This is a genomic window from Rhizobium sp. 862_C5_N1_2 (genome assembly GCF_051811205.1).
Taxonomy (GTDB): Bacteria; Pseudomonadota; Alphaproteobacteria; order Rhizobiales; family Rhizobiaceae; genus Rhizobium; species Rhizobium leguminosarum.
The window spans coordinates 1,166,196-1,191,046 of the sequence record NZ_JBPWPT010000001.1; the positions used below are offsets into that span (position 1 = coordinate 1,166,196).

22 protein-coding genes and 1 tRNA gene are annotated in these 24,851 nt (G+C 60.2%); 16 read left to right on the forward strand and 7 right to left on the reverse strand.

Annotated elements, in window-relative coordinates; genetic code table 11:
* Positions 1-15: 15 nt before the first annotated feature.
* The 4 genes from iolE to ACD590_RS05950 form a co-directional block, all read right to left on the reverse strand.
* Complete coding sequence (gene iolE, locus ACD590_RS05935; RefSeq protein WP_018241384.1) at positions 16-936, reverse strand: myo-inosose-2 dehydratase; 921 nt, start codon at positions 934-936, stop codon at positions 16-18.
* Positions 937-1,000: 64 nt separating this feature from the next.
* Complete coding sequence (iolD, locus tag ACD590_RS05940) at positions 1,001-2,851, reverse strand: 3D-(3,5/4)-trihydroxycyclohexane-1,2-dione acylhydrolase (decyclizing) (protein ID WP_130759546.1); 1,851 nt, start codon at positions 2,849-2,851, stop codon at positions 1,001-1,003.
* 202 nt (positions 2,852-3,053) lie between these two features.
* Positions 3,054-4,988: a bifunctional 5-dehydro-2-deoxygluconokinase/5-dehydro-2-deoxyphosphogluconate aldolase gene (locus ACD590_RS05945; protein WP_130759547.1), complete on the reverse strand. Its 1,935-nt coding sequence runs from the start codon at positions 4,986-4,988 to the stop codon at positions 3,054-3,056.
* A gap of 92 nt (positions 4,989-5,080) precedes the next feature.
* The gene (locus tag ACD590_RS05950) at positions 5,081-5,956 is read right to left on the reverse strand and encodes a MurR/RpiR family transcriptional regulator (protein WP_027685308.1); all 876 of its coding nucleotides are present in this window, start codon (positions 5,954-5,956) and stop codon (positions 5,081-5,083) included.
* A 208-nt stretch (positions 5,957-6,164) separates the two neighbouring features.
* Between ACD590_RS05950 and ACD590_RS05955 the strand changes: the two genes are divergently transcribed.
* The 4 genes from ACD590_RS05955 (at position 6,165) to ACD590_RS05970 (ending at position 10,563) form a co-directional block, all read left to right on the forward strand.
* Complete coding sequence (locus ACD590_RS05955; protein ID WP_018241388.1) at positions 6,165-7,280, forward strand: Gfo/Idh/MocA family protein; 1,116 nt, start codon at positions 6,165-6,167, stop codon at positions 7,278-7,280.
* 185 nt (positions 7,281-7,465) lie between these two features.
* Positions 7,466-8,683 (forward strand): NAD(P)/FAD-dependent oxidoreductase, encoded by a 1,218-nt coding sequence (locus ACD590_RS05960; protein ID WP_026188336.1) that lies wholly within the window; start codon positions 7,466-7,468, stop codon positions 8,681-8,683.
* Positions 8,684-8,851: 168 nt separating this feature from the next.
* Positions 8,852-8,942 (forward strand) — tRNA-Ser (locus ACD590_RS05965).
* A 556-nt stretch (positions 8,943-9,498) separates the two neighbouring features.
* Positions 9,499-10,563: a porin gene (locus ACD590_RS05970; RefSeq protein ID WP_115157013.1), complete on the forward strand. Its 1,065-nt coding sequence runs from the start codon at positions 9,499-9,501 to the stop codon at positions 10,561-10,563.
* 103 nt (positions 10,564-10,666) lie between these two features.
* On the opposite strand, the gene ACD590_RS05975 is transcribed toward ACD590_RS05970, so the two are convergent.
* Positions 10,667-11,563: an alpha/beta fold hydrolase gene (locus tag ACD590_RS05975; protein ID WP_439002310.1), complete on the reverse strand. Its 897-nt coding sequence runs from the start codon at positions 11,561-11,563 to the stop codon at positions 10,667-10,669.
* A 65-nt stretch (positions 11,564-11,628) separates the two neighbouring features.
* On the reverse strand, positions 11,629-13,704 hold the full coding sequence (locus ACD590_RS05980; protein WP_439002311.1) for a lytic transglycosylase domain-containing protein: 2,076 nt from the start codon (positions 13,702-13,704) through the stop codon (positions 11,629-11,631).
* 214 nt (positions 13,705-13,918) lie between these two features.
* Between ACD590_RS05980 and dapA the strand changes: the two genes are divergently transcribed.
* Positions 13,919-14,803, forward strand: a complete 885-nt coding sequence (dapA, locus tag ACD590_RS05985) for a 4-hydroxy-tetrahydrodipicolinate synthase (protein WP_018241393.1) — start codon at positions 13,919-13,921, stop codon at positions 14,801-14,803.
* Positions 14,804-14,904: 101 nt separating this feature from the next.
* On the forward strand, positions 14,905-15,384 hold the full coding sequence (gene smpB / locus ACD590_RS05990) for an SsrA-binding protein SmpB (protein ID WP_018241394.1): 480 nt from the start codon (positions 14,905-14,907) through the stop codon (positions 15,382-15,384).
* Positions 15,385-15,456: 72 nt separating this feature from the next.
* Here the strand turns inward: smpB and ACD590_RS05995 are convergent, their stop codons facing one another.
* The gene (locus ACD590_RS05995; protein ID WP_018241395.1) at positions 15,457-16,038 is read right to left on the reverse strand and encodes a LabA-like NYN domain-containing protein; all 582 of its coding nucleotides are present in this window, start codon (positions 16,036-16,038) and stop codon (positions 15,457-15,459) included.
* A 297-nt stretch (positions 16,039-16,335) separates the two neighbouring features.
* On the opposite strand from ACD590_RS05995, the gene rpoZ reads away from it, so the two are divergent.
* From rpoZ to ACD590_RS06045, 10 genes are all read left to right on the forward strand, one after another.
* Complete coding sequence (rpoZ, locus tag ACD590_RS06000; protein WP_018241396.1) at positions 16,336-16,740, forward strand: DNA-directed RNA polymerase subunit omega; 405 nt, start codon at positions 16,336-16,338, stop codon at positions 16,738-16,740.
* A 206-nt stretch (positions 16,741-16,946) separates the two neighbouring features.
* A complete protein-coding gene (locus tag ACD590_RS06005) occupies positions 16,947-19,181 on the forward strand; it encodes a RelA/SpoT family protein (protein ID WP_130759550.1) in 2,235 nt (744 codons plus the stop codon).
* 183 nt (positions 19,182-19,364) lie between these two features.
* On the forward strand, positions 19,365-19,514 hold the full coding sequence (locus ACD590_RS06010) for a DUF3563 family protein (RefSeq protein ID WP_003558084.1): 150 nt from the start codon (positions 19,365-19,367) through the stop codon (positions 19,512-19,514).
* 161 nt (positions 19,515-19,675) lie between these two features.
* A complete protein-coding gene (locus ACD590_RS06015; RefSeq protein ID WP_018241397.1) occupies positions 19,676-20,266 on the forward strand; it encodes a DUF2062 domain-containing protein in 591 nt (196 codons plus the stop codon).
* A gap of 38 nt (positions 20,267-20,304) precedes the next feature.
* Positions 20,305-20,709 (forward strand): holo-ACP synthase, encoded by a 405-nt coding sequence (gene acpS / locus ACD590_RS06020; protein WP_018241398.1) that lies wholly within the window; start codon positions 20,305-20,307, stop codon positions 20,707-20,709.
* 177 nt (positions 20,710-20,886) lie between these two features.
* On the forward strand, positions 20,887-21,630 hold the full coding sequence (gene lepB, locus ACD590_RS06025) for a signal peptidase I (RefSeq protein WP_018241399.1): 744 nt from the start codon (positions 20,887-20,889) through the stop codon (positions 21,628-21,630).
* Positions 21,627-22,346, forward strand: coding sequence for a ribonuclease III (gene rnc / locus ACD590_RS06030; protein ID WP_003558092.1), 720 nt, complete (start codon positions 21,627-21,629; stop codon positions 22,344-22,346). Before lepB ends, rnc begins: the two co-directional genes overlap by 4 nt.
* 7 nt (positions 22,347-22,353) lie before the next feature.
* The gene (era, locus tag ACD590_RS06035; RefSeq protein ID WP_439002312.1) at positions 22,354-23,295 is read left to right on the forward strand and encodes a GTPase Era; all 942 of its coding nucleotides are present in this window, start codon (positions 22,354-22,356) and stop codon (positions 23,293-23,295) included.
* Between the two features lie 72 nt (positions 23,296-23,367).
* Positions 23,368-24,120, forward strand: coding sequence for a Crp/Fnr family transcriptional regulator (locus ACD590_RS06040; RefSeq protein WP_020049310.1), 753 nt, complete (start codon positions 23,368-23,370; stop codon positions 24,118-24,120).
* A gap of 147 nt (positions 24,121-24,267) precedes the next feature.
* A complete protein-coding gene (locus ACD590_RS06045; RefSeq protein WP_018241401.1) occupies positions 24,268-24,753 on the forward strand; it encodes a response regulator in 486 nt (161 codons plus the stop codon).
* The last annotated feature ends 98 nt before the right edge of the window (positions 24,754-24,851 follow it).

The window sequence follows — 24,851 nt, forward strand, 5'->3', positions numbered from 1 at the left end:
CCGGACAACCAGGCTTTACGACCCCTTGGGGAAGCCTTCCGTTTCCACGGTATAGCCAGCAGCCGTCATGACGCGCATCAACTCGGCGTGACCGATCTCGGCCATCTTCTGCGGAGGGGCCTTGCGCGGATCCTGTTCGGCCTCGACGACGAACCAGCCTTCATAGCCGTGATCGGCCAGCCGCTGGACGATGGCACCGAAATCGAGCGAGCCGTCGCCCGGCACGGTGAATGCGCCAAGTGCCACCGCATCGAGGAAGGACTGCCGGCTGCGGTCCAGCCCATCCACGACAGGCTTGCGGATATCCTTGACGTGAACATGGTTGATACGGGCGTGGTGGTTCTCGATGGCGCGCAACACGTCGCCACCGGCAAAAGCAAGATGCCCGGCATCAAGCAGCAGCGGAATACCTTCGCCCGAGTAACGCATGAAGGCGTCGAGTTCCGGCTCGGTTTCGACCACGGCGGCCATGTGATGGTGATAGGAAAGCGGCATGCCCTGCTCGGCGCACCATTCCCCGAATTCCGTGACACGGCGCGCATAGGCCTTCATCTCGTCATCGGAGAGGCGCGGCTTGGTCGCGAGCGGCTTGGAACGGTCGCCCTGGATCGAGCGGCCGACTTCGCCATAAACGATGCAAGGCGCATTGACCGCCTTGAACAGCGAGATCATCGGCGCGATGCGGTCCTTGTTGGCGGAAAGCTCCTCATTGACCAGCGTGCCGGAGAACCAGCCGCCGCATAGCGTCACGTCGGCGGCGCGCAGGATCGGGAGCATCTCTTCCGGATTGCTAGGGAAACGGCGGCCTTGCTCCATCCCGGTAAAGCCGGCACTGCGCGATTGCCGCAGGCATTCCTCGAGGGACACATCGTCGCTGAGTTCAGGAAGATCGTCGTTCCACCACGCGATGGGCGACATGCCAAGTTTGGCCTTCATCAACATTCTCCTTAAAAGCATTGCGGAAGAGCGGCTCCGCTCTTCCGAAAAATGACGGCGATAATTAGCCGATGCGCTGGGCGGCGCGTGCTTCGACGTAGCCCTTGCGCGCTTCGTTGACCTGTTCGCGCGAGCTGACCTCAGGCACCACGACATCCCACCAGTGGCCGCCGGCCTCCGTGGTAACAAGCGGATCGGTGTCGATGACGAAGACCGAGGTCCGGTCGTTCTTCTTCGAGTCGGCGATCACCTGCTCCAGCTCGGCGATCGAGGCGACCTTGACGGCGATGGCGCCCATGCTTTCGGCATGCGCCCGGAAATCGATCTCCGGCATCACCTCGTGATAGGAGTCCTTCAGCAGATTGTTAAAGTTGGCGCCGCCGGTTCCCATCTGCAGCCGGTTGATGCAACCATAACCGCGATTGTCGAGCACGACGATATTAAGCTTGAGGCCAAGCATGACCGAGGTGGAAAGCTCGGAATTCATCATCATGTAGGAACCGTCGCCGACCATGACGACGACATCCCGTTCAGGATGCGCCATCTTGGCGCCGAGCCCGCCGGCGATCTCGTAACCCATGCAGGAAAAGCCGTATTCCATGTGATAGCTGCCCGGCGCCGTCGCCGGCCAGAGCTTGTGCAATTCGCCGGGAAGGCCGCCTGCAGCGCAAAGCACCGTCGTATTCTCGCCGCCGAGCGTGCGAGCCACCGCGCCGATCACTTGGGCATCGGAGGGCAGGGCGGCATTGGTCGTCGCCATCGCCTTGGCAGCGGCCTCCATCCAGACCTTCTTCTCCGCAGTCGCCTTCTCGGCGAGTGCGGCCGGCGCCTTCCAGCCCGAAAGCCCTGCCGAAAGCGCCTTCAACCCTTCGCGGGCGTCAGTCACCAGCGGATGGCTGTCGTGCTTCACTGCGTCATAGGCGGCGATGTTGAGGCCGATCATCTTCAGGCTGTCGTTCTTGAACAGCGCCCAGGAGCCGGTGGTGAAATCCTGGCAGCGTGTGCCGACGGCAATGACAAGATCCGTCTCTTCGGCGATCGCATTGGCCGCCGACGTGCCGGTGACGCCGACCGAGCCGAGCGCCAGCGGATGGGTCTCGTTGATCGCCGACTTGCCGGCCTGGGTGACGACGACGGGAACGCCATGCGCCTCGGCAAAGGCAGCAAGCTCCTTCGTCGCCTGAGAGTAAAGCACGCCGCCGCCGGCAACGATCACCGGCTTCTGCGACGCCTTGATCAGTGCGATGGCATTCGCCAGCTCGTCCGCATCCGGCTGCGGCCGGCGGGTCGTCCAGACTTTTTCATCGAACAGGCTTTCCGGATAATCGTAGGCTTCTGCCTGGACGTCCTGGCAGAGCGACAATGTCACCGGGCCGCAATCGAGCGGGTCGGTCAGGACCTGCATGGCGCGCTTCAGCGCCGTGATGATCTGCTCGGGTCGGGTGATGCGGTCGAAATAGCGCGAAACCGAACGGAAGGCATCATTGGCTGAAACCGTGCCGTCGCCGAAATCTTCGATCTGCTGCAGCACCGGATCCGGCGCGCGGTTGGCGAAGACATCGCCCGGCAGGAAGAGAACGGGAATACGATTGACATGCGCCACGCCGGCGGCCGTTACCATGTTCAGCGCGCCGGGGCCGATCGAACTCGTGCAGGCCATGAAGCGCGTGCGGAAATTCGCCTTGGCATAGGCGATCGCGGCATGCGCCATGCCCTGTTCATTGTGGGCGCGATAGGTCGTCAATTCGCCGCGCACCTGATAGAGCGCCTCGCCGATGCCGGCGACGTTGCCGTGACCGAAGATCGCCCAGACGCCACCGAAGATCGGCACCTTTTTGCCGTCGACGATCGTCATCTGTACTTTCAGGAAATGCGCGACGGCCTGCGCCATCGTCAACCGTATCGTCTTGCCCATCGGGTCCTCCCGGACTTTTGACTCTCTATCTGTTTTCCCCTTCCCAACTCCTCTCCACGAGGGGAGGGGCTAACCTGCCGGGCTCTCTACATTCTCGCCGCAACGTCTTGTCCAAAAGGACGCTCGCGGGGTGAGGTAGTGCCCCAAGTTAAGTCCCTCCCACCTTATGGGGAGGGGTTGGGGAGGGGTCTCAATTCGGTTCCTACTGATGTCCGCGGGTCTTCAGCCACGCCTCCGTCAGTTGCCGGAAGCGACCGGCCATGTCGGCGATCGCCTCCTCGTCGTTCATTTCGCCCGAAAGCCAGGCGCGTGCCGGATCGGCAAAGATCGTTCGGCCGACGGCGAAACCCTTCACGGAGGGAGCCGCCAGCGTCGCCTCGAAGCAGGAGATCAGCTCGTCGGCGGGCGCCTCGAGCCCCAAGAGCACGATACCGCGGCACCATGGATCATTTTTGGCGATCACCGCATCGATCTTTTTCCAGGCTTCACGGGATGCCTGCGGCTCGAGCTTCCACCAGTCCGGCTTGATGCCGAGCGCATAGAGCTCCTCCAGCGCGGTCGAAATGGTATCGTCGGTGAGCGGCCCGTTCTTACCGGCGATGATCTCCACCAGCAGCTCGCGCCCGACTTTGCGGGCAGCCTCGAACAGCGTGCGCAGCTTCTCCTGCTGCTCCGTCTTCAATTCAGCCGGATCATCGGGATGATAGAAGCACAGGCACTTGATGCAATGAGCGAGCGGCCATTCCACCAGCTGCGAGCCGATATCCTGGCTGAATTCGAAGCGCAGTGGCTTCGAGCCAGGCAATTCCACCGGCCGGCCGATCCAGGAGAAATTCTTCGTCGCCGCATCGAAGAAGGCGTCGCGGCCGAAACGTTCGTCGATCAGCATGCCGTAGCCGTCGCGGCCGTTCGAAACCCGCGCCGCTGCCGCGACTGCCAGCCGCTTGAAGGCGACGATCTTCTCGTGGCCGACGCCGAGTTCATCGGCGACGCTGACGAGCTGCGAACGATGGTCGATCGCCAGTGCCATCAAAAGCGGGATTTCGCCGCGCCGGGTTGATGCCCAATGAATATGGTTGATCTCCTCGTCCTTGCGCAGCGCCCGATGTTTGCTGCCGGTCGTCAGGAAGAAGTCGAGTTCCGCCCAGGTCGGATATTCCGGCGAGCAGAGCAGTCGGGAGACCGCGAAGGCGCCGCAGGCATTGGCCCAGGTGGCGCAGGTCTTCAGAGGCTCGTCGCGCAGGAAGCCGCGCAGGAAGCCGGACATGAACGCGTCGCCGGCGCCAAGTACGTTGAAGACTTCGATCGGGAAACCCTGGCCGATGATGCCGGCTTCAAGATCGTCGGCGATCGGCCCGTCATAGACGATGCAGCCCATGGCGCCGCGCTTGAGCACGATCGTCGCCGGCGAAAGGCGGCGGATCTCCTTCAGCGCGCCGAGCACATCGTCGGCGCCGGACGCGATCAGGATTTCCTCTTCGGTGCCGACGATGAGATCGCAATCCGGCAGCGTCTCCTTCATCTTCGAGGAGACCCGGTCGGATTTCACGTAGCGCTCGAAGCCTTCCGCATGGCCGGCAAGGCCCCAGAGATTCGGCCGGTAATCGATGTCGAAGATCACCTTGCGGCCGTTCGCCTTGGCGATGCGGATCGCTTTGCGCTGGGCGGCCTCGGTATTCGGCCGCGAGAAATGCGTGCCGGAAACGAGAACGGCGCGCGACGATCTGATGAAATCTTCGTCGATATCGCCTTCATCGAGCGCCATGTCGGCGCAGTCCGACCGATAGAAGATCATCGGCGACACGCCCTCGGCCTCGACCGCAAGCAGCACCAGCGCCGTCAGTCGCTCCTTGTCGGTGACGATGCCGTCTGTCGCCACACCTTCGCGCGCCGACTGCTCGCGGATGAAGCGTCCCATTTGTTCGTCGCCGACGCGGGTGATGAGGCCAGATTTGAGGCCGAGCCGTGCCGTGCCGATGGCGATATTGGCCGGGCAGCCGCCAACGGACTTGGCGAAGGAGCCGATATCCTCCAGCCGCGAACCGATCTGCTGGCCGTAAAGATCGACCGAGGAACGGCCGATGGTGATCACATCAAGCGCCGGCTCCGGCTGTGAACCCGGATTCGATTGTACCATGATGTCCTCCCGCTAGATTTTGCGCGGCTTCCAGTGCCTGCGAATTTTCAATAATGAAACATTGGTTCCGATATTTTGTCAATTCGGAATGTTTATTCCATTTTGCCTTTTACAGGTTTCGACTGTTGATGCTTGCGCCGGCGCTCGGCAATTGCAACCGGCAGTGCCATGGTGAGCGCCATCGAGGCCGAAAGCGAGCGGAAGCCGGCGAAATCGGCTTCCGCCACCTCGAACCAGTGCGTGGCGCAGGCGGCAAGCGGCGAGAAGGCCGAATCGGTGATCGCGATGACGGGGACGCCGCGGTCGGCAAGCTCCTGGCTCTGGTTGAGGCTGTCGGCCGCGTAGGGCGAAAAGCTCGCCGCGATCGCCGCATCCTTCGGTGTTGCGAATTGCACCATCTCAGGGTCAACGCCGTTCGGCGAGGCGACGATCTGGTGGCGGATGTTGAGCTTGGAAAAAGCGTAGGTCATGTGCGCCGTCAGCGGATAGGAGCGCCGTTTGGCGATCAGATAGATCGTCTCGGCGTTAGCAAGGATATTCACGGCTTTGGTGAAAGTATCGCTCTGCACCGTCGCCGCCAGCCGATTGACCGACTGGTTTGCCGCGGCGATGAATCCGGAGAGCAGATTGGCGTCCTCATCGTCGCCGCTCGATTGCTCCAGCGTAACGAGGCGCTCTTCGTAGCTTAGCGTCCGGTCGCGCAATCTTTCGCGAAAGATGCTCTGCAGGTCGGAAAACCCTCCATAACCCAGATGATGCGCCAGGCGCACCAGCGTCGAGGGCTGGACGTCGGAGGCGGCCGCGATGCTCGCCGTCGTGCCGAAGGCGATCTCGTCGGGATTGCCGAGGGCGAAGGCGGCGACCTGCGCCAGCCGCTTCGGCATGTTCGCCTTGCGCTCGATGATGGTACTGCGCAGGCTTTCGAAATCTCGCGGTACGCGCGCGTGCCTCTGGGGATCGTTATCCATGCTTGCAGCTCGGGAGATGAAACAAATATTCCATATTATTGAACATAAACGATTTCAAACGGCACGGCTAATTGTTTTTAATCCCCTGTAATTGAAGGCTTTTGAACAGTTCCATTCGGGAATGGCGCAGAAATGCTTGTGAATAGGTCCCTTGTCAAAATGATCCAAATATTCCAAAAATCCGCGCGCAGCTCTGGAGGAGACGGAAATGAAGCCACTCGGCATCGGTTTGATCGGCACGGGTTATATGGGCAAGTGCCATGCGCTGGCGTGGAACGCGGTAAAGACGGTGTTCGGCGATGTCGAGCGTCCGCGTCTTGTGCATCTGGCCGAAGCCAATGCCGGGCTCGCTGAGACTCGTGCCGGTGAATTCGGTTTCGAGAAGGCGACGGCCGACTGGCGGGCGCTGATCGCCGACCCCGAGGTCGACGTCGTCTCCGTCACTACGCCCAATCAGTTCCACGCCGAGATGGCGATTGCTGCCCTTGAGGCCGGCAAGCATGTCTGGTGCGAAAAGCCGATGGCGCCGGCCTATGCCGATGCCGAGCGCATGCTGGAAACGGCGAAGCGATCCGGCAAGGTTGCCGCTCTTGGCTATAATTACATTCAGAATCCCGTCATGCGGCATATCAGGACGCTGATTGGCGAGGGCGCCATCGGCACGGTCAATCATATCCGCGTCGAGATGGACGAGGATTTCATGGCCGATCCCGATGTCTTCTTTTATTGGAAGAGCGAGCTTTCCGCCGGCTACGGCGCGCTCGACGATTTCGCCGTGCACCCGCTGTCGCTGCTCTGGTATCTCTTCGGCCATGTGGAGGCCGTCATAACGGATATGGTAAAACCCTATGCCGACCGCCCGCTGAGCGAGGGTGGTCGCCGTGCCGTCGAAAACCACGATGGCGCCAACGTGCTGATGCGGCTTGGCGGCGGCATCTCAGCCGTGTTGATGGCGAATCGCGCCGCCTGGGGTCGTAAGGGCCGCATCGCCATGCAGATTTTCGGCTCGAAGGGCTCGATCGTCTACGATCAGGAGCGCATGAACGAATTCGAACTCTATCAGGCCGAGGGTCGCGGCTCCGAACAGGGTTTCCGCAAGATACTGGCGGCACCCGCTCATCGGCCTTATGATCGGTTCATTCCAGCGCCCGGCCATGGCCTCGGCTTCAACGATCTGAAGATCATCGAATGCCGCGAGCTGATCCGGGCAATTTCAGGCGGACCGTCGTCGATCGTGACATTCGAAGACGGTCTCAGGATAGAGAAGTCGGTACATGCCATGGCACAGTCCTTCCACGAGCGCCGCTGGATCGAGATCGCCTGAATGTAAGAGGCCGCTTTCCGTTGACGGCGCACGGGCTACTGCATAATCCCTGAAATCGAAATCGATTTCAGGGATTATGCAGAAACTCAAAATGCGACAGCGTCGTTCGCGCGTCTGAAAGACGCGCGGCGGTGTAGGGGATAGGCCTTGGCGTGGTTGTCGGGCGCAGCTTCAGGAGTGAGATCGTGACGGATAGACTGGTGATCATCGGCGCGGGACAGGCCGGATTCGCATTGGCGGCCAAGCTGCGTGCGTTGAAGGATACGCGCCCGATCACCCTCATCGGCGCGGAAGACGTCGCGCCCTATCAGCGCCCGCCGCTTTCAAAGAAATACCTGCTCGGCGAAATGGCCTTCGACCGCCTACTGTTCCGTGCCGAGCATTGGTATGCGGACAATGACGTCGACCTTCGCCTGTCGACCTGGGCCGAGCAGATCAAGCCGGACAGCAAGCAGGTTCTGCTGCAGGACGGCTCCGTTCTTGATTACGGCACGCTGGCGCTGGCCACCGGCTCGACGCCGCGCCGGCTGCCGGCCGCAATCGGCGGCGATCTCGAAGGCGTCTATGTTGCCCGCGACAAGCGCGATGCAGACCTGCTTGCTGACGAGATGCGCCCCGGTCGCCGCGTCCTCATCATCGGCGGCGGTTATATCGGTCTCGAGGCGGCAGCCGTTGCCCGCCATCGCGGCCTGGAAGTCACCGTCATCGAGATGGCCGACCGCATCCTGCAGCGCGTCGCGGCGAAGGAGACCGCCGACATCATGCGCAGGATTCACGAGACCCATGACGTGGTGATCCGCGAGAAGACAGGGCTCAAGCATCTGGTCGGCAAGGATGGCCGTGTCGTTGGTGCCGCGCTTTCAGACGGATCGGTGATCGACATCGATTTCGCCGTCGTCGGCATCGGCGTCGCGCCGAACGACCAGCTCGCCAAGGAAGCCGGCCTCGAAGTCGCCAACGGCATTGTGGTCGACGAATTCGCCCGCACCTCCGATCCGGCGATCTTTGCGGCCGGTGATTGCGCCGCACTTCCCTGGGAGGGCGGCCGCATCAGGCTCGAATCGGTGCAGAACGCCGTCGACCAGGCCGAAGCAGCGGCGGCCGTCATCGCTGGCGGCAGCGAGCCTTATGCGCCGAAGCCGTGGTTCTGGTCCGACCAGTATGACGTCAAGCTGCAGATTGCCGGCTTCAATCTCGGCTATGACGAGACGCTGCTGCGCCCCGGCACCCGCGAAGGCGCCCATTCGGTCTGGTACTTCAGGGAAGGTCGGCTGATCGCCGTCGATGCGATCAACGACGCGAAAGCCTATGTGACCGGCAAAAAGCTGCTGGAATCCGGGACCAACCCCGATAAAACGATTCTCGCCGACCCTTCTGCTGACCTCAAGAGCCTGCTCGGCTGAGCTCGGCTTCTTCATCACGAGAACGAAGCGCGATCAAATTCCGCGGAACGCGGCAGGAAATGTGGACTGTTTGCGTAACCGGCCGAAATGCCAGCCGCTGCATTTCTTCTGGTGAAAACTCAAAAAACCCTTGCATTCACAGAGCGGTCGCCATAGTTAGGCCGCACCGGAGAGGTGGCCGAGTGGTCGAAGGCGCTCCCCTGCTAAGGGAGTATACGTCAAAAGCGTATCGTGGGTTCGAATCCCATCTTCTCCGCCATTCCGATTTCCTGAGTGTGCGTCGATCGTTAGTTTCCGGCAGGGAATCACGTTCGCTTAGTCGGCTAGGCCGGCGACGAAAAATCTCTCTGCCTTGAGCGAGAGAATCGCCTGCGGGAATCACCTCCCGCGCTCAAGCCACCGGCAGGTGGCGAAAGTGGATCGGTGCACGTCCGGTTACGCTTTCGGCAATCCTGAATCCCCGCAAGAGCCGCATTTTGCCAAAAAAGTGTCACGAATGTGTCGCAGGGCGCATGTCCAATTCTTTGTTGGCTGGACCTAAGCCTCCGCAAAATCAGCGTTTTCTTAACAAAGCATAAAGGAAATCGAGGCTGGTTGCCCGACTTGTGTCCTTTCAGCAACAGAATGTCGGGAAGGCTCCCTCAAATCCCCCATCCGAGTAAGTTGGTGATTGCGTGACGGCTTCCGTCTTGTATTTTCAACCTCGGAAGCAAGGGCGACTGATCGTCCACTTCTTGAAACACGGGGATGGGGCAGGGAACGCTGCTCAGCGAAAGATCCCAAACCCGATCGAAACTTTGAATTGGAGGTCATTTATGAACATCAAGAGCCTTCTTCTCGGCTCCGCTGCTGCTCTCGCAGTAGTTTCCGGTGCTCAGGCTGCTGACGCTATCGTTGCTGCCGAACCGGAACCGGTTGAATATGTTCGCGTCTGCGACGCTTACGGCACCGGCTACTTCTACATCCCGGGCACTGAAACCTGCCTCAAGATCAACGGTTACATCCGTTTCCAGGTTAACGTTGGCGAAGACGTCGGCGGCGATTCGGATTGGGATGCTGTCACCCGCGGTCAGGTTCAGTTCACGGCCAAGAGCGATACCGAATATGGTCCGCTGACCGGCGTCATCGTCATGCAGTTCAATGCTGACAACGCCACGGTTCAGGCGTCCAAGCTCGACTCCGCTTACCTCGACATCGCCGGCTTCCGCGCCGGTCTGTTCTACAGCTGGTGGGACGATGGCCTCTCCGGCGAAACCGACGACATCGGCTCGGTCGTAACGCTCCACAACTCGATCCGCTATCAGTATGAAACCAGCGATTTCTACGCTGGCATCAGCGTCGATGAACTGGAAGACGGCGTTTATCAGGGTGACGTGGATCCCGTCACCGGCCTCCTTGTTCCGAACGATGGTCCGAACAATGTCGGCGTTGCCGTTGGTATCGGTGGCAAGGCTGGTGCCTTCAGCTACCAGGTCACTGCCGGCTGGGACGTCGACAACGAAGACGGCGCTGTCCGTGCAATGGGTACGGTTGACATCGGTCCCGGTACGCTCGGCCTCGCTGCTGTGTACTCTTCCGGCCCGAACTCCTACTACTCGACGGCTGAATGGGCAGTTGCTGCCGAATACGCCATCAAGGCAACCGACAAGCTGAAAATCACCCCGGGTGTTCAGTACTACGCCAACTACATCGGCGGTGCCAGCGCGTTTGAAACCGTTCCTACCGATTACGACGGTGCCGGTGATGCATGGAAGGTCGGTCTGACCGTTGATTACCAGATCGTCGACAACTTCTACGCCAAGGCTTCGGTTCAGTACCTCGATCCGGAAGATGCTGACGACTCCACGACGGGCTACTTCCGTCTGCAGCGTTCGTTCTAATCTGATCTGACTTCGGTCAATCAGGAAAGCCCGGCTCTCGAGCCGGGCTTTTTGTATTTGGGCGAGACTGGCACGTTGTGCCAGCTGACCAGTGTCGATGAGGTTATCGGCAGGTGGCGAGAAAAGTGCGAATTGCTGTGGGGATGTTATCGAGATACAGGAGCGGGGCATGGCCTTGCCCTTCGGCAGTATGTCGGATCAAGCCCGAATGCCGCCGCGCCATTTCGCCGGCGCTTTCCTGTGAAAGCAGCGACGTATTTTCGCCGCGGATCAGCATGAGTGGCAGCCGGCTCAGGCTTTCGAATTGCCCCCAGAGATCAGGCAGCGGCTGGCTGAAATCGATCGATTTCAGTGCCTCCGCGATCGCTGGGTCGAAATCGGCGATCGGCCTTCCGCTGATATCGCGATAAAGGGCAAGCGCCATCTCGCGCCAGTCTTGCTCCGCAAGCGCGGTAAACGCCGCGCCATGATTTTCCTTCAATAGATCGACTGCCTCGTTCCAGTCCGCCGGCTTCCTGCCGCTGTTGAGGTAATCGCGGATCCGTGCCAGCCCCTCAGCCTCGAGTACAGGTCCGATATCGTTGAGGACGACGGCTTCGAGGAGATCCGGCCGTGTCGCCGCGATCAGGTGCAGGATCAGCCCGCCGCGCGACGTGCCGATGAAAATCGCCCGCTCGATGCCGAGCGCTGCGCAGGCGGCAATGACGTCGCCAGCCTCGACGGCGAGATTGTAGTTCGCCTTGTTGTCGTCCCATGCCGAGTTTCCCCGCCCGCGCGAATCGAGTGCGATCACCCTGCGCGGTGCTGTCATATCCCGGGAGAGAAGCAGCGCAAGCGGATGAAAATCCCGTGTATTGCGGGTCAGGCCGGGCAGGCAGATTACCGGCAGCCATCCGGCGGTTGCTGGCTGGTCGGGTGGGTAGTCGCGGGCATAAAGCCTCAGGCCATCAGAAGAAGTGAAAAATCGCTCCTGGAAACCACCTGCATCCGTATCCGGCATCACATCCCTCGAGACCTGTTTGACCCCGAAGATGTAACTTGCTTTTCAAGCCGCGCCAAACGGCTTCAGGAGGCGCTGCGTCCGCCGATCAGGTCACGCTCGATATCGGTGGGCTGGCCGAGGCGAGCCTTGTAAACTTCGTAATTCTCCATCACCCGCTGCACATAGTTGCGCGTTTCGGGGAAGGGGATGCGCTCGATCCAGTCGACGATCTCGTCGATCGGCCTGCCGCGCGGATCGCCGTAGCGGCCGATCCATTCCGGCACCCGCTTCGGCCCGGCATTATAGGCAATGAAGGTGAGGATATAGGAACCGCCGAAGGCGTCGATCTGCTCGCCGAGATAATGCGCACCGAGTGTCGCGTTATAGCCGGCATCGGCCGTCAGCTTGTCCTTGGAAAAGGCGATGTTATTGCGCTTGGCTACCGCCTGGGCCGTGCCCGGCAGAAGCTGCAGCAGGCCGCGCGCATTCGCCGCCGAAACGGCGGCCGGGTTGAAGGCGCTTTCCTGCCGGGCGATGGCATAGGCGAGTGCCTTGCCGGAGCCAGATATATTGGCGTTCGCCGGGATCACGCCGATCGGAAAGGCAAGCGCTGCGACATCGATGCCGCGCCCATAGGCGATCTTGCCGATTTGCAGCGACAGATGATGATCGCCGGATTGCTCGGCCTGTGCCGCAAGGACAGCCAATTCACCGGGGCTTTGCAGTTGGTCGGCGAGCGCGAGATAGAGAATGGCGGCCCGCCATCCATGGCCGGCGGCCTCCAGTCGGGCGATCGCCTGCACGGCTTCGCGTGCCTGGAAGCGTTGCCGGTCAGCCGTGCTCGGTGCAGGATAGGTGACATTAAGCGTCTTTCGCCCCAGCCTTTCCGCCGCGAGCTGGCCATAGAAGGTGCCGGGAAAATTCGCGGCCTTCGCATAGAATTCGCTGGATTTGCCGGGGCCTCCGGCCTCCGCTGCGCGTCCCAGCCAATACCAGGCGCGTGAGACCGAGATCGGCCCGTTTGAGGTCTCGAGGATCTTGCGGAAGTGTTTTTCTGCCGTTGTCGGGTCCTGCAGGCCGCGAAGCGCGTACCATCCGGCGTGGAATTCAGCCTCGACGATATCCGTCGGGCTCGTTGCGGCGTAGTTTGCGACGATGCGATAGGCCGGCTTGAATTGTCCCTGGTCGACGAGACCACGGCTGACGATACGTTGCTCGTTCCACCATTCGCCGGAATTGACGAGTTCGCTACGCTCGGGCGGCATCTGCTCGAGAAGTGCTGCCGCCTCGGCATATTTGTCCTGTTTGCGCAGATATTCGATCCGCGCAAACAACAGCCCGGCATCGGCTCGCCACTTCGCATCGACGGCGTTGAGCAAGGCGCCGGCATTGCCGGCTTTGGCGTCAACGGCAGCCCAGGCCTTGTAGAGCGACTGGGCCTGGCCCATGTCGCCGAAGCGCTTGGCCTGCGCCACCCGGCCGCGATACATCAGATAGTCCATCCGCGCCTTATGGTCGGCGGGCGTCAACAGCGCGGAAAACTCGACGAGGATCTTGTCCTCGGTCGCCTTGTCGAGAGCCTCCCCTCGCCAGACTTTGCGGATATATTTTGCCGCCTGCGCCTGCTTGCCTGATGCAACCAGCGCCCGGCCGAGGATGACGGCGCCCTGCATCGTCTCAGGCGCGGTATCGCCGAAGGCGGCAAGTATGGCGGAAGGGGCGGGATTTTCGTCATAGAGCGCGCGCTCGGAATAGGCGCGCAGCCGCGAAAGACCCGGCCAGCCCTTGAGCTCCTGCGCGGCGCTGGCGATTTCATAGGAGGGAACGCCCTTCAATCCGGAAACGGCAATCGCCCAGGTGAGGATATGCCGGTCGAGCGTAGCGTCGCGCATGCTGTCACGGATCGAAAGAGCCAGTTGCGGGTCCTTGTCGGAAAGCGCATCCAGGCCGGCTTTCAGGTCGCCGCTGACAGGCGCGATAGCCGGGTTGCGCGGAATGGCGCCCGTTGTCATCGATTCCGGTATGGCTGTCTCGGGAATGAAGCCGAGCGGCTTGACATCAGGCATAGGAGTGCTCTCGCCGGGAAGCGGCGACGCAACACTGCCCCACGCGGCGGCAACAAAGCCGAAGGCGGACAGAATCAGGACAGCTTTCTTCATCCGGGATCTCGCAACGAAAACACGCCCTGCCATTAGGCTAGAGGCATCTTAACGAAACCTTACCGTACCAGGTAAAATTCATTCACATCTGCTATCGGAATTTGCCCTAAACCGAACTCTACGCGCTTGTCGCGATGATTTCGGCGCTCTATGGTGCGCAACTCTTATTCATGGAATGCGGCCGAAGCAAGGATTTGGTCGTGAGGAGCTTTGCATGTTCAATGGGTCCATTCCCGCCCTCGTCACCCCCTTCACCGATGCCGGACTGATCGACGAAGATAGCTTCGCCGCGCATGTCGACTGGCAGATCAAGGAAGGCAGCGCCGGTCTCGTCCCGGTCGGCACGACGGGCGAATCCCCGACGCTGTCGCATGCCGAACACAAACGGGTGGTGGAACTCTGCATCGAAGTTGCCGCAAAGCGCGTTCCCGTCATGGCCGGCGCCGGCTCGAACAATACGCGGGAGGCGATCGAGCTCGCCCAGCATGCCGAAAAGGTCGGTGCGAACGCCGTTTTGGTCGTCACTCCCTATTACAACAAGCCGACGCAGAAGGGTTTGATCGCGCATTTTTCAGCCATCGCCGAGGCCGTCGATCTGCCGATCTATATCTATAATATCCCCGGCCGCTCGGTGGTCGACATGACGCCGGAAACGATGGGTGCGCTCGCCAAGGCGCACAAGAATATTGTCGGCGTCAAGGATGCAACGGGCAAGATCGAGCGCGTCTCCGAACAGCGCATCACCTGCGGCACGGATTTCAGGCAGCTGTCCGGAGAGGATGCGACGGCGCTCGGCTTCAACGCCCATGGCGGTGTCGGCTGTATTTCGGTAACCGCCAATGTCGCCCCGCGCCTCTGTGCCGACTTCCAGGCGGCGACACTGGCAGGCGACTATGCCCGCGCGCTGGAATTTCAGGATCGGCTGATGCCGCTGCACAAGGCGATCTTCCTTGAGCCGGGTCTTTGCGGTGCCAAATACGGGCTCTCCAAGCTTGGTCGGATGAGCCGCAACGTCCGCTCGCCGCTGCTTTCGACGCTGGAGCCGGCAACGGAATCAGCGATCGACGCCGCCATGCGCCATGCAGGCCTTTTGAACTGACGGGACCGGCCTTCTTCACAAGACGGGGTCTCTCCCTTACATAAAGGGCAAGAAATGAGGGCGCGGCTTTTCGCGCCCTAAAAAGAAATTGGAATGTCGTCATGGCCCCCAAAGGCAGCCAGCGCGTGGTGAACAAGGTCGTGGCCGAAAACCGCAAGGCCCGCTTCAACTACGAGATCATCGATACCTACGAGGCCGGCCTCGTGCTGATGGGCACGGAGGTCAAGGCGCTGCGCGAAGGCAAGGCCAATATCGCCGAATCCTACGCCTCGGATGAGGGCGGCGAGATCTGGCTGATCAATTCCTACTTGCCGGAATATCTGCAAGCCAACCGCTTCAATCACGAACCGCGCCGACGCCGCAAGCTGCTGCTGTCGGGCCGTGAAATCCATCGCCTGCGCTCGGCCATCAACCGCGAAGGCATGACGCTGATCCCGTTGAAGATCTATTTCAACGATCGCGGTCGGGCGAAGATGGAGCTGGCGCTGGCCAAGGGCAAGAAATTGCACGACAAGCGCGAGTCGGAGAAGGAACGCGATTGGAATCGGCAGAAGAGCCGCCTGCTGAAGGATAGAGGCTGACCACGACGCCGTGGCTGACGATCACCAGTCCAATCCGGCCCTTATCGCGCGACTTCGAGACGCCCGACGAGATCAGTCTTCGAAATCGCTGGCCGGGGCGACTTCGGCCTGGCGTGGCGCCCGCTCCGAGGGATCGCGACCGATTTCAGCCTTCAGAGACAAGAGATCGATGAAATGATCGGCCTGACGGCGCAGGTCGTCGGCAATCATCGGCGGCTGGGTTGCCATGGTTGAGATCACCGAGACCTTGCGGCCTCTGCGCTGCAACGCCTCGACCAGGTTCGTGAAGTCGCCGTCGCCCGAGAAGATGACGAGATGATCGACCGTTTCGGACTGTTCCATCGCGTCGATCGCAAGCTCGATGTCCATGTTGCCTTTGATCTTTCGGCGACCCATGGAATCTGTGAATTCCTTGGCAGGCTTGGTGACGACTTTGTAGCCGTTGTAATCGAGCCAGTCGATCAGAGGCCGGATCGATGAGTACTCCTGATCCTCGATCAGAGCGGTATAATAATATGCGCGCAGCAGGTATCCGCGTTTCTGGAATGCTTTCAAGAGCTTGCGGTAATCTATGTCAAATCCCAGGCTCTTGGATGCAGCGTAGAGGTTGGCGCCGTCAATGAAGAGTGCAATTTTTTCGCGTGGGTCAAACATCGCTTACCAATCCAATGAGAGCAATCGAAATTCGCAGGTGCCAAACTTCAATAAAAACAATAGCTTGTGTTTCGATTTCGATTTGATCCTTACTTTATGAATTATTCATATATGAAAGATTTAGGGCACGATTCGACATATTCCAAGCAACCTTCGGTGGAATTATGACATTCTCCATGGAAATCTAGCTCAGCCGCGGATAAAGACGAGGGGAGCCGGAATGAAAAACTTGTATTTGCCCGGTTTTAATTGTATCGGGCGTGCTAATCCCGAAATGACGACCGTAAAGGACAGGCAATGGCCCGTGTCACAGTTGAAGATTGCATCGACAAGGTGGAGAACCGCTTCGAGCTGGTTCTGCTCGCCAGCCACCGCGCCCGGCTGATTTCCCAGGGTGCCTCGATCACCATCGATCGTGACAATGACAAGAATCCCGTTGTGGCCCTGCGCGAAATCGCCGACGAGACGCTTTCGCCCGACGACCTCAAGGAAGATTTGATCCATTCGCTGCAGAAGCATGTCGAAGTCGACGAGCCCGAGCCCGATCCGGCAAGCATGATCGCCGCCGGCAGTGTCGCCGCAGCCGACAGCGAAGAGCAGGACGACCTGCCGGAGACGATCACTTTCGACCAGATGTCGGAAGAAGAGCTGCTTGCCGGTATCGAAGGCCTCGTGCCGCCGGAAAAAAGCGACGACTACTAAGCGCGTCGGCCGGATCCCCGGTCGCATCGCTTGAGTATGATCCTCCCGGTCGCATTGATGCGATCCGGAAAAATGCTTCATGCGATGCAAAAGAGCGACGATTACCAATCGTCAATCTTGCACCTTTATTGCTTAGGCATATTATTGCCCATGTGTGCGCCAATCGTTGATTGGCGCGCTTTTATTTTTATCGGAGTGGCTTTGGAATGATGCGGCAGTACGAGCTCGTGGAGCGGGTTCAGCAATACAAGCCCGATGCCAATGAAGCACTGCTGAACAAAGCCTATGTCTACGCCATGCAGAAGCACGGCCAGCAAAAACGCGCGAGCGGCGATCCCTATATTTCCCATCCGCTCGAGGTCGCTGCCATCCTCACCGACATGCACCTCGATGAATCGACGATCGCGGTTGCTCTGCTGCACGATACGATCGAGGATACGACGGCGACACGCGCCGAGATCGATGAACTCTTCGGCGAGGATATCGGCCGCCTGGTCGAGGGTCTGACGAAGATCAAGAAGCTTGATCTCGTCACCAAGAAGGCCAAGCAGGCGGAAAACCTGCGCAAGCTGCTGCTCGCCATTTCCGACGATGTGCGCGTACTGCTCGTCAAGCTGGCCGATCGCCTGCACAATATGCGCACCCTCGATCACATGTCGGCCGACAAGCGTGCCCGCATTTCCGAGGAGACGATGGAAATCTATGCGCCGCTCGCCGGCCGCATGGGCATGCAGGACATGCGCGAGGAACTCGAGGAACTCTCCTTCCGGCATATGAACCCGGAAGCCTATGAGACCGTCACCAAAAGACTGGAAGAGCTTTCGAAGCGCAACGAGGGCATCGTCAAGAAGATCGAGGCCGAACTGCGCGACCTGCTGGTGGCAAGCGGCCTGACGAGCGCCTACGTCAAGGGCCGGCAGAAGAAGCCCTATTCGGTCTTCCGCAAGATGCAGTCGAAGTCGCTTTCGTTCGAGCAGCTTTCCGATGTCTACGGCTTCCGCCTGATCGTCGAGGATATCCCTTCCTGTTATCGGGCGCTCGGCATCGTCCACACGCGCTGGCGCGTCGTGCCCGGCCGCTTCAAGGACTATATCTCGACGCCGAAGCAGAACGATTACCGTTCGCTGCACACCACAATCGTCGGTCCTTCCAGCCAGCGCATCGAACTGCAGATCCGCACCAAGCGCATGCACGAAATCGCCGAATTCGGCATCGCCGCCCACACGCTCTATAAGGACGGCGCCACCAATGCCGATGGCGACATCCTTTCTCGCGAATCCAATGCCTATTCTTGGCTGCGCCATACGATCGAGGCCCTGGCCGAGGGTGACAGCCCGGAAGAATTCCTCGAGCACACCAAGCTCGAGCTGTTCCAGGATCAGGTCTTCTGCTTCACGCCGAAGGGCAAGCTGATTGCCTTGCCGCGTGGCGCCACCCCGATCGACTTCGCCTATGCGGTGCACACCAATATCGGCGATACCACCGTGGGCGCCAAGATCAACGGCCGTATCATGCCGCTGGTGACGCGACTTGCCAATGGCGACGAGGTCGAGATCATCCGCTCCGGCGTGCAGGTTCCGCCCGCCGCCTGGGAGGAGATCGTTGTGACCGGCAAGGCGCGCGCCGCCATCCGCCGGGCCACCCGCATGGCGATCCGCAAGCAATATGCCGGCCTTGGTCACCGCATTCTCGAGCGCACCTTCAATAGGGCCGGCAAGATCTTCTCGCGTGAGGCGATGAAGCCGGCGCTGCACCGTCTTGGCCAGAAGGATGTCGAGGATGCGATCGCCGCCGTCGGTCGCGGCGAGATGTCCTCGCTCGACGTGCTGCGCGCCGTCTATCCCGATCATCAGGATGAGCGCGTCACCGTGAAGCCCTCCGGCGACGACGGTTGGTTCAACGTCCGCAGCGCCGCCGGCATGATCTTCAAGATCCCCGGCAAGACCAAGGCCGGGCACGACGGTGGCCATGCGGAAATCGACGCGGATGCCGATATCGGGCCGATCCGCGGACTGTCCGGCAATGTCGACGTCAAGTTCGCTCCAACCGGCGCCGTGCCCGGCGATCGCATCGTCGGCATCATGGACCAAGGCAAGGGCATCACCATCTATCCGATCCAGTCGCCGAGCCTGCAGCGCTTCGACGATCAGCCCGACCGCTGGATCGACGTGCGCTGGGATCTCGACGAAGCCAACAAGTCGCGTTTCATGGCGCGCATCATGGTGAATGGGCTGAATGAACCCGGCACGCTTGCCAAGGTCGCCCAGACGGTCGCAGGCCTCGACGTCAATATCCGCTTGCTGAACACAGTGCGGGTGGCTGCCGATTTCACCGAAATGATGCTCGAGGTTGAGGTCTGGGATCTGCGCCAGCTCAATCAGTTGCTCGCCCAGATGAAGGAACTGGATTGCATCGCCACGGTCCGGCGGCTCTACGAGTAAGCTTTTGTTAAGCCCTTCAGGGGTTTGGACGGAAAATTGCACATTTTATGATCTTGGCGGCGCATCAAAAAGGCAAGCGATGCGCTCAGCGCATGGCTGTCTCCATGTTGCGGCGGTGGTAATTAACCTTTGCCGAGCCTATCTTCTGGTCTTCGAAACGCAAACAGAAGATGAGACAAGGTAATGTTTGACCCTATCAAGAAATTCGCTCGCGCCTTTCGCGCTCCGACCACGCAGGAACGTGAAATGGCATATTTGAACGGCTCGCTCGATCGTATCGATCTCGAGTTTCGTCAGCGCCAGGTCGACCGCGGTCTGTTCCGCAATCGCTGATACTGAACTTAATACTTGAGGCGGGTGAGGGACGTTATGCATAACGGACGCCCCTCGGCATGAAGAAGCTCCTCTTCGCAGAGAGAACTGAGGGGCTGTTTTTCGAGCGGTATCATTTGCCGCTCTTGTCATGGCCGTGTGCGCTGCACTAAATACCGGCCATGTTGTTTCGCCGTCGCAAACCTGCGGGATTCAAGGAAAAGATGCGGGAGCTTTTATGGCCTCGCAAGGGTTTCCTTCGCCCGATCCGTTACCTGACAATGCGCGTCCTGCGCCTGAGCGCTTCGCCGCATGCGGTTGCCGCCGGCGTCGCTGCGGGTGTCTTCGTCTCGTGGACGCCTTTCATCGGCGTGCATTTCGTCATGGCTTTCGTCATCACCTATTTCCTCTCCGGCAGCATGGTGGCCGCCGCCCTCGGTTGCGCCGCCTTCGGCAATCCGCTGACCTATCCCTTCATCTGGGGCATCACCTGGGAGATCGGACATCTGCTGTTGAGCCGCGAGGATCACCTGGCCGGTCAGACGGTGGATCTCGCCGCCCTTTTCCACAAGCTGAACTTCACTGAGCTATGGAAACCGGTGCTGGAGCCGATGCTGGTCGGCGCCATTCCGCCGGCGGCCGTCACCTCCGTTGCGCTCTATGCGCTGACATTCTACACCGTGAAGGGTTTTCAGACGCGCCGCCATATACGGCTGATGGAGCGGGCGCGCCTGCGCCTTGCCGTTCCGGCCGGCGACATGCCGAGCATATGAACCCGATCAAGAATTCTTAAGCGACGGAAGGTTCCGGCATGATCATCGGCATTGGCAGCGATCTGATCGACATTCGCCGTATCGAGAAATCCATCGAGCGCTTCGGCGAGCGCTTCACCCATCGCTGCTTTACCGAGATCGAGCGCGCGCGTTCCGACCGCCGGGCAAACCGTGCCGAATCTTATGCCAAGCGTTTCGCCGCCAAGGAGGCCTGTTCCAAGGCGCTCGGCACCGGCATAGCGCAGGGCGTCTTCTGGAAGGACATGGGCGTCGTCAACCTGCCAAGCGGCAAGCCGACCATGGTTTTATCAGGCGCGGCCGCCCTGATCCTCGAATCGCTGCTGCCCGCGGGCCACAGGCCCGCCATTCATTTGACAATAACGGATGATTATCCCTTGGCGCAGGCCTTCGTCATTATCGAGGCGTTGCCCGAGAGCCTCTGATCGTGACCGCGGGAGCGTTGATCGCGACCCCGGAAGCGTTTGACGCGACCCCGGAAGCGTTTGACGCGACCTCTCGTCGCTTTTGATGTTGTCGCCATTGCCGCAACCGGCCGAAGCCGCTAGAGAGAACGACAGAAAGAATTGCGCCGCCGCGGCGTCTTGAAGGAATAAGACTGCGTGTCCGAAAAAGTCGAAGCCAAGCCGAACGCCCTCTGGGAAAATATCAAAGTCATCATCCAGGCGCTGATTTTGGCGATGGTGATCCGAACGGTGCTATTCCAGCCCTTTACCATTCCGTCCGGTTCGATGATGCCGACGCTGCTCGTCGGCGATTACATCTTCGTCAACAAGTTCGCTTACGGCTATTCGAAATATTCGCTGCCCTTCTCGCCTGATCTCTTCAGCGGCCGCCTGTTCGGCGCCGATCCGAAGCGTGGCGACATCGTCGTCTTCCGCTTCCCGCCAAACCCCGAGATCGATTACATCAAGCGCTGCATCGGCCTGCCGGGCGACCATATCCAGGTTACCGACGGCGTGCTCTACGTCAACGGCAAGCCGGTTCCGAAGGTGGCGGACGGCAGCTTCACTTCGGATTACAAGCTTGATCCGGGCGCGGATGTGCCGGTGTTCCGCGAAACGCTCGACAACGGCAAGACCTACGACACGCTTGATCAGTCTCCGGTGTCGCGCGGCGATAACACCCGCGAATTCATCGTGCCGGAAGGCCATTATTTCATGATGGGCGATAACCGCGACAACTCGCTCGACAGCCGCTTCGACGTCGGATTCGTGCCCGCCGAAAATCTTGTCGGCCGCGCCAGCGTTATCTTCTTCTCGCTTGGCAACGATACCTCCTTCCGCGAAATCTGGAAGTGGCCGACGAACATGCGTTGGGACCGCCTCTTCAAGGTTGTTGAATGAGCAAGGCGCAGACGCTTTCTGCGGCGGACCGCGCAAAGCTTGAAGGCCTGATCGGTCATGACTTCGCTGAAAAGGAACGCCTGGATCGCGCGCTGACCCATGCCAGCGCCCGTACCGAAAAGGGCGGCAATTACGAACGGCTCGAATTCCTCGGCGACAGAGTTCTTGGGCTCTGCATCGCCGAGCTTCTGTTTCGCACCTTCGGGACGGCGGGAGAAGGCGAGCTCTCGGTTCGCCTCAACCAACTCGTCAGCGCTGAAACCTGCGCTGCGGTTGCCGACGAACTCAATCTTCACCTCTATATCCGCACCGGCGCCGATGTGAAGAAGTTGACCGGCAAGCGCATGATGAACGTGCGCGCCGACGTCGTCGAAAGCCTGATCGCCGCGATCTATCTCGACGGCGGCCTCGAAGTTGCCCGCCGGTTCATTCTGCGTTACTGGCAGGGCAGGGCAGTGCGGGCCGATGGCGCTAAGCGCGACGCCAAGACCGAGCTGCAGGAATGGTCGCACGCGAAATTCGGTGTCACGCCGATCTACCGGGTTGATGAACGCAGCGGACCGGATCATGATCCGCGCTTCAAGGTGACGGTGGAAGTTGCTGGCATTAAGCCGGAAACCGGCGTAGAGCGGTCGAAGCGTGCCGCCGAACAGGTCGCGGCAACGAAGATGCTCGAGCGCGAAGGCATTTGGCAGCAATCGTCTGCCGGAAACTGACGGGACAATGACACAAGAAGAAGATATCGCGGCCGAAGCTGCCGCAGAAGCCAATGGTCCGACGCATTCGGGCTTCGTCGCGCTGATCGGTCCGACCAATGCCGGCAAGTCGACGCTGGTGAACCGCCTCGTCGGCGCCAAGGTCTCGATCGTCAGCCATAAGGTGCAGACGACGCGCGCCATCGTTCGCGGCATCGCGATCCACGACAATGCCCAGATCGTCTTCATGGATACGCCTGGTATCTTCAAGCCGCGCCGCCGGCTTGACCGCGCCATGGTGACTTCGGCCTGGGGCGGTGCGAGGGATGCCGATCTGATCGTGCTGCTGATCGACAGCGAGCGCGGCTTGCGCGGCGATGCCGAAGCCATCCTCGAAGGCCTCAATGAAGTCCGGCAGCCGAAGATCCTGCTGCTCAACAAGATCGACCGCGTCAACCGTGAGGATCTGCTGGCGCTGGCCGCTGCCGCCAACGAGAAGATCGCTTTCGAGCGCACCTTCATGATATCAGCCGAAAACGGCTCCGGCTGCGACGACCTCATGGACTATCTGGCGAAAACGCTCCCGGAGGGGCCGTGGTATTATCCGGAAGACCAGATTTCCGATCTGCCGATGCGCCAGCTCGCGGCCGAGATCACCCGCGAGAAACTGTTTCTGCGCCTGCACCAGGAGCTTCCCTATGCCTCGCATGTCGAAACGGAGAAGTGGGAAGAGCGCAAGGACGGCTCGGTGCGCATCGAGCAGGTGATCTATCTCGAGCGCGACAGTCAGAAGAAGATCGCGCTCGGCAAGGGTGGTGAAACCATCAAGGCGATATCGACTGCGTCGCGCAAGGAATTGTCTGAGATCCTCGAACAGCCGGTCCATCTCTTTTTGTTCGTCAAGGTTCGCGAGAATTGGGGGGATGATCCCGAGCGGTTCCGCGAAATGGGTCTCGATTTTCCGAAATAAGCATGGCAAGGATTTCATCGGGTAGACGCTGGCCCCTGCTGGCGCGCCGGTTTTGCGACGGCAAGGGCAAGTATGGCGACGTCGAGACCCATCAATTCGTTCAAGACCCCTTGCGAGCAATGTCCCTTGCGGCCGCTGCCGCATTTCAGGGAATTCAGCCGCGACGAGCTGGAATTCGTCTCGAGCTTCAAAAGGGGTGAGCTTGCAGTCGATGCCGGCTCGACCATCCTCGTCGAGGGCGCGCATAGCGCTCATCTCTTCACGGTGCTCGCCGGCTGGGGCTTCCGCTACAAGATGCTGGAGGACGGGCGCCGCCAGATTCTGAACTATATTATGCCGGGCGACCTGATCGGCCTGCAGGGAACGATCGCCGGCGAGATGCAGCATTCCGTCGAAGCGCTTTCTCCCGTTTCCCTTTGTGTCTTCGAGCGTGACAGGCTGATGACGCTCTACAACAAGCACGCCTCGCTCGCCTTCGACATTACCTGGATCGCCGCGCGCGAGGAGCGCATCCTGGATGAGCATCTCTTGAGCATAGGCCGCCGCACGGCGCTGGAACGAGCAGCCTACCTGATCGCTTTCCTGTTCGAGCGTGGTCGGAAGCTCAATATCTTCAACGGCCGCAAATTCATCCCCATCACCCAGCAGCACATTGCCGACACGCTCGGTCTTTCGATCGTTCATACCAACAAGACTTTGAAAAAGCTCAGCGAACGTGGGTTGATCCGCTGGCAGGAACGCGGCTGCGAGGTGCTGAACGGCGAGGAATTGATGGCGATCGCCGGCTGGGAAGGGCTCGGAGAGGGCAAACGCCCGTTCATCTAGAGCATTCCTGGCTTTCGGCGTTTGGCTGGAATTGCTCCGGCCAATCAGTTTGGTTATGTCTTTTTTAAATGCAGATTAGCAGCAGGGAAAATAAAGTCGGTCGTCATCTTATCCTCCGATTTTGATTCTTACCGACCGGACAGAAAAATGGTTTACTCAGAAAAGGTGGCGGAATTCACCGATGGCGTGCCATGCGGGGCACCGGAGGGCAATGATGTTGGCGAAACGGCCGGGGCGCTGCGACAGGCGGCCGACGAGGGGCATGGAATCATGAGCGCAGTCCGTGTTCTGGTTCTTGAAGACAGTCTGATCATCGCGATGGAGGCGGAGGACATCTTGCGCCTGGCCGGCGTCAAGAGCATCGATATCGTCGGCAGTGTGGAGCAGGCAAGGGCTGCCATCGCGGCGGAGACATATGATTTCGCCCTTCTCGACGTCAATCTCGGCGAGGGCATGAGTTTCGGATTCGCCCGCCACCTGCTCGATATCGGCATCCCCTTCGGCTTCGTCAGTGGCTATTCCGATACCGGCGATTTCCCGCCCGACCTGCAACAGATACCGCTTCTGGTGAAGCCGTTCGACGAAACGGCGATGCGGGAATTCCTGCAGAGACTTTTCCCGGCTGTCGCCTGACACGGTCCGTGACAGAATCCAGTCCTTGCTGACAGCGCCGCGCGTCTTTCAGACGTGCAAAGGACGCTGTAACGCGTTGAATTATGCAGTAGGATGGA

Coding starts and splice junctions, on each gene's coding strand:
- iolE (WP_018241384.1), bottom strand. CDS start 936: ATGAAGGCCAAACTTGGCATGTCGCCCATCGCGTGGTGGAACGACGAT.
- iolD (WP_130759546.1), bottom strand. CDS start 2,851: ATGGGCAAGACGATACGGTTGACGATGGCGCAGGCCGTCGCGCATTTC.
- ACD590_RS05945 (WP_130759547.1), bottom strand. CDS start 4,988: ATGGTACAATCGAATCCGGGTTCACAGCCGGAGCCGGCGCTTGATGTG.
- ACD590_RS05950 (WP_027685308.1), bottom strand. CDS start 5,956: ATGGATAACGATCCCCAGAGGCACGCGCGCGTACCGCGAGATTTCGAA.
- ACD590_RS05955 (WP_018241388.1), top strand. CDS start 6,165: ATGAAGCCACTCGGCATCGGTTTGATCGGCACGGGTTATATGGGCAAG.
- ACD590_RS05970 (WP_115157013.1), top strand. CDS start 9,499: ATGAACATCAAGAGCCTTCTTCTCGGCTCCGCTGCTGCTCTCGCAGTA.
- ACD590_RS05975 (WP_439002310.1), bottom strand. CDS start 11,563: ATGCCGGATACGGATGCAGGTGGTTTCCAGGAGCGATTTTTCACTTCT.
- ACD590_RS05980 (WP_439002311.1), bottom strand. CDS start 13,704: ATGAAGAAAGCTGTCCTGATTCTGTCCGCCTTCGGCTTTGTTGCCGCC.
- dapA (WP_018241393.1), top strand. CDS start 13,919: ATGTTCAATGGGTCCATTCCCGCCCTCGTCACCCCCTTCACCGATGCC.
- smpB (WP_018241394.1), top strand. CDS start 14,905: ATGGCCCCCAAAGGCAGCCAGCGCGTGGTGAACAAGGTCGTGGCCGAA.
- ACD590_RS05995 (WP_018241395.1), bottom strand. CDS start 16,038: ATGTTTGACCCACGCGAAAAAATTGCACTCTTCATTGACGGCGCCAAC.
- rpoZ (WP_018241396.1), top strand. CDS start 16,336: ATGGCCCGTGTCACAGTTGAAGATTGCATCGACAAGGTGGAGAACCGC.
- ACD590_RS06005 (WP_130759550.1), top strand. CDS start 16,947: ATGATGCGGCAGTACGAGCTCGTGGAGCGGGTTCAGCAATACAAGCCC.
- ACD590_RS06010 (WP_003558084.1), top strand. CDS start 19,365: ATGTTTGACCCTATCAAGAAATTCGCTCGCGCCTTTCGCGCTCCGACC.
- ACD590_RS06015 (WP_018241397.1), top strand. CDS start 19,676: ATGTTGTTTCGCCGTCGCAAACCTGCGGGATTCAAGGAAAAGATGCGG.
- acpS (WP_018241398.1), top strand. CDS start 20,305: ATGATCATCGGCATTGGCAGCGATCTGATCGACATTCGCCGTATCGAG.
- rnc (WP_003558092.1), top strand. CDS start 21,627: ATGAGCAAGGCGCAGACGCTTTCTGCGGCGGACCGCGCAAAGCTTGAA.
- era (WP_439002312.1), top strand. CDS start 22,354: ATGACACAAGAAGAAGATATCGCGGCCGAAGCTGCCGCAGAAGCCAAT.
- ACD590_RS06040 (WP_020049310.1), top strand. CDS start 23,368: ATGGCGACGTCGAGACCCATCAATTCGTTCAAGACCCCTTGCGAGCAA.
- ACD590_RS06045 (WP_018241401.1), top strand. CDS start 24,268: ATGGTTTACTCAGAAAAGGTGGCGGAATTCACCGATGGCGTGCCATGC.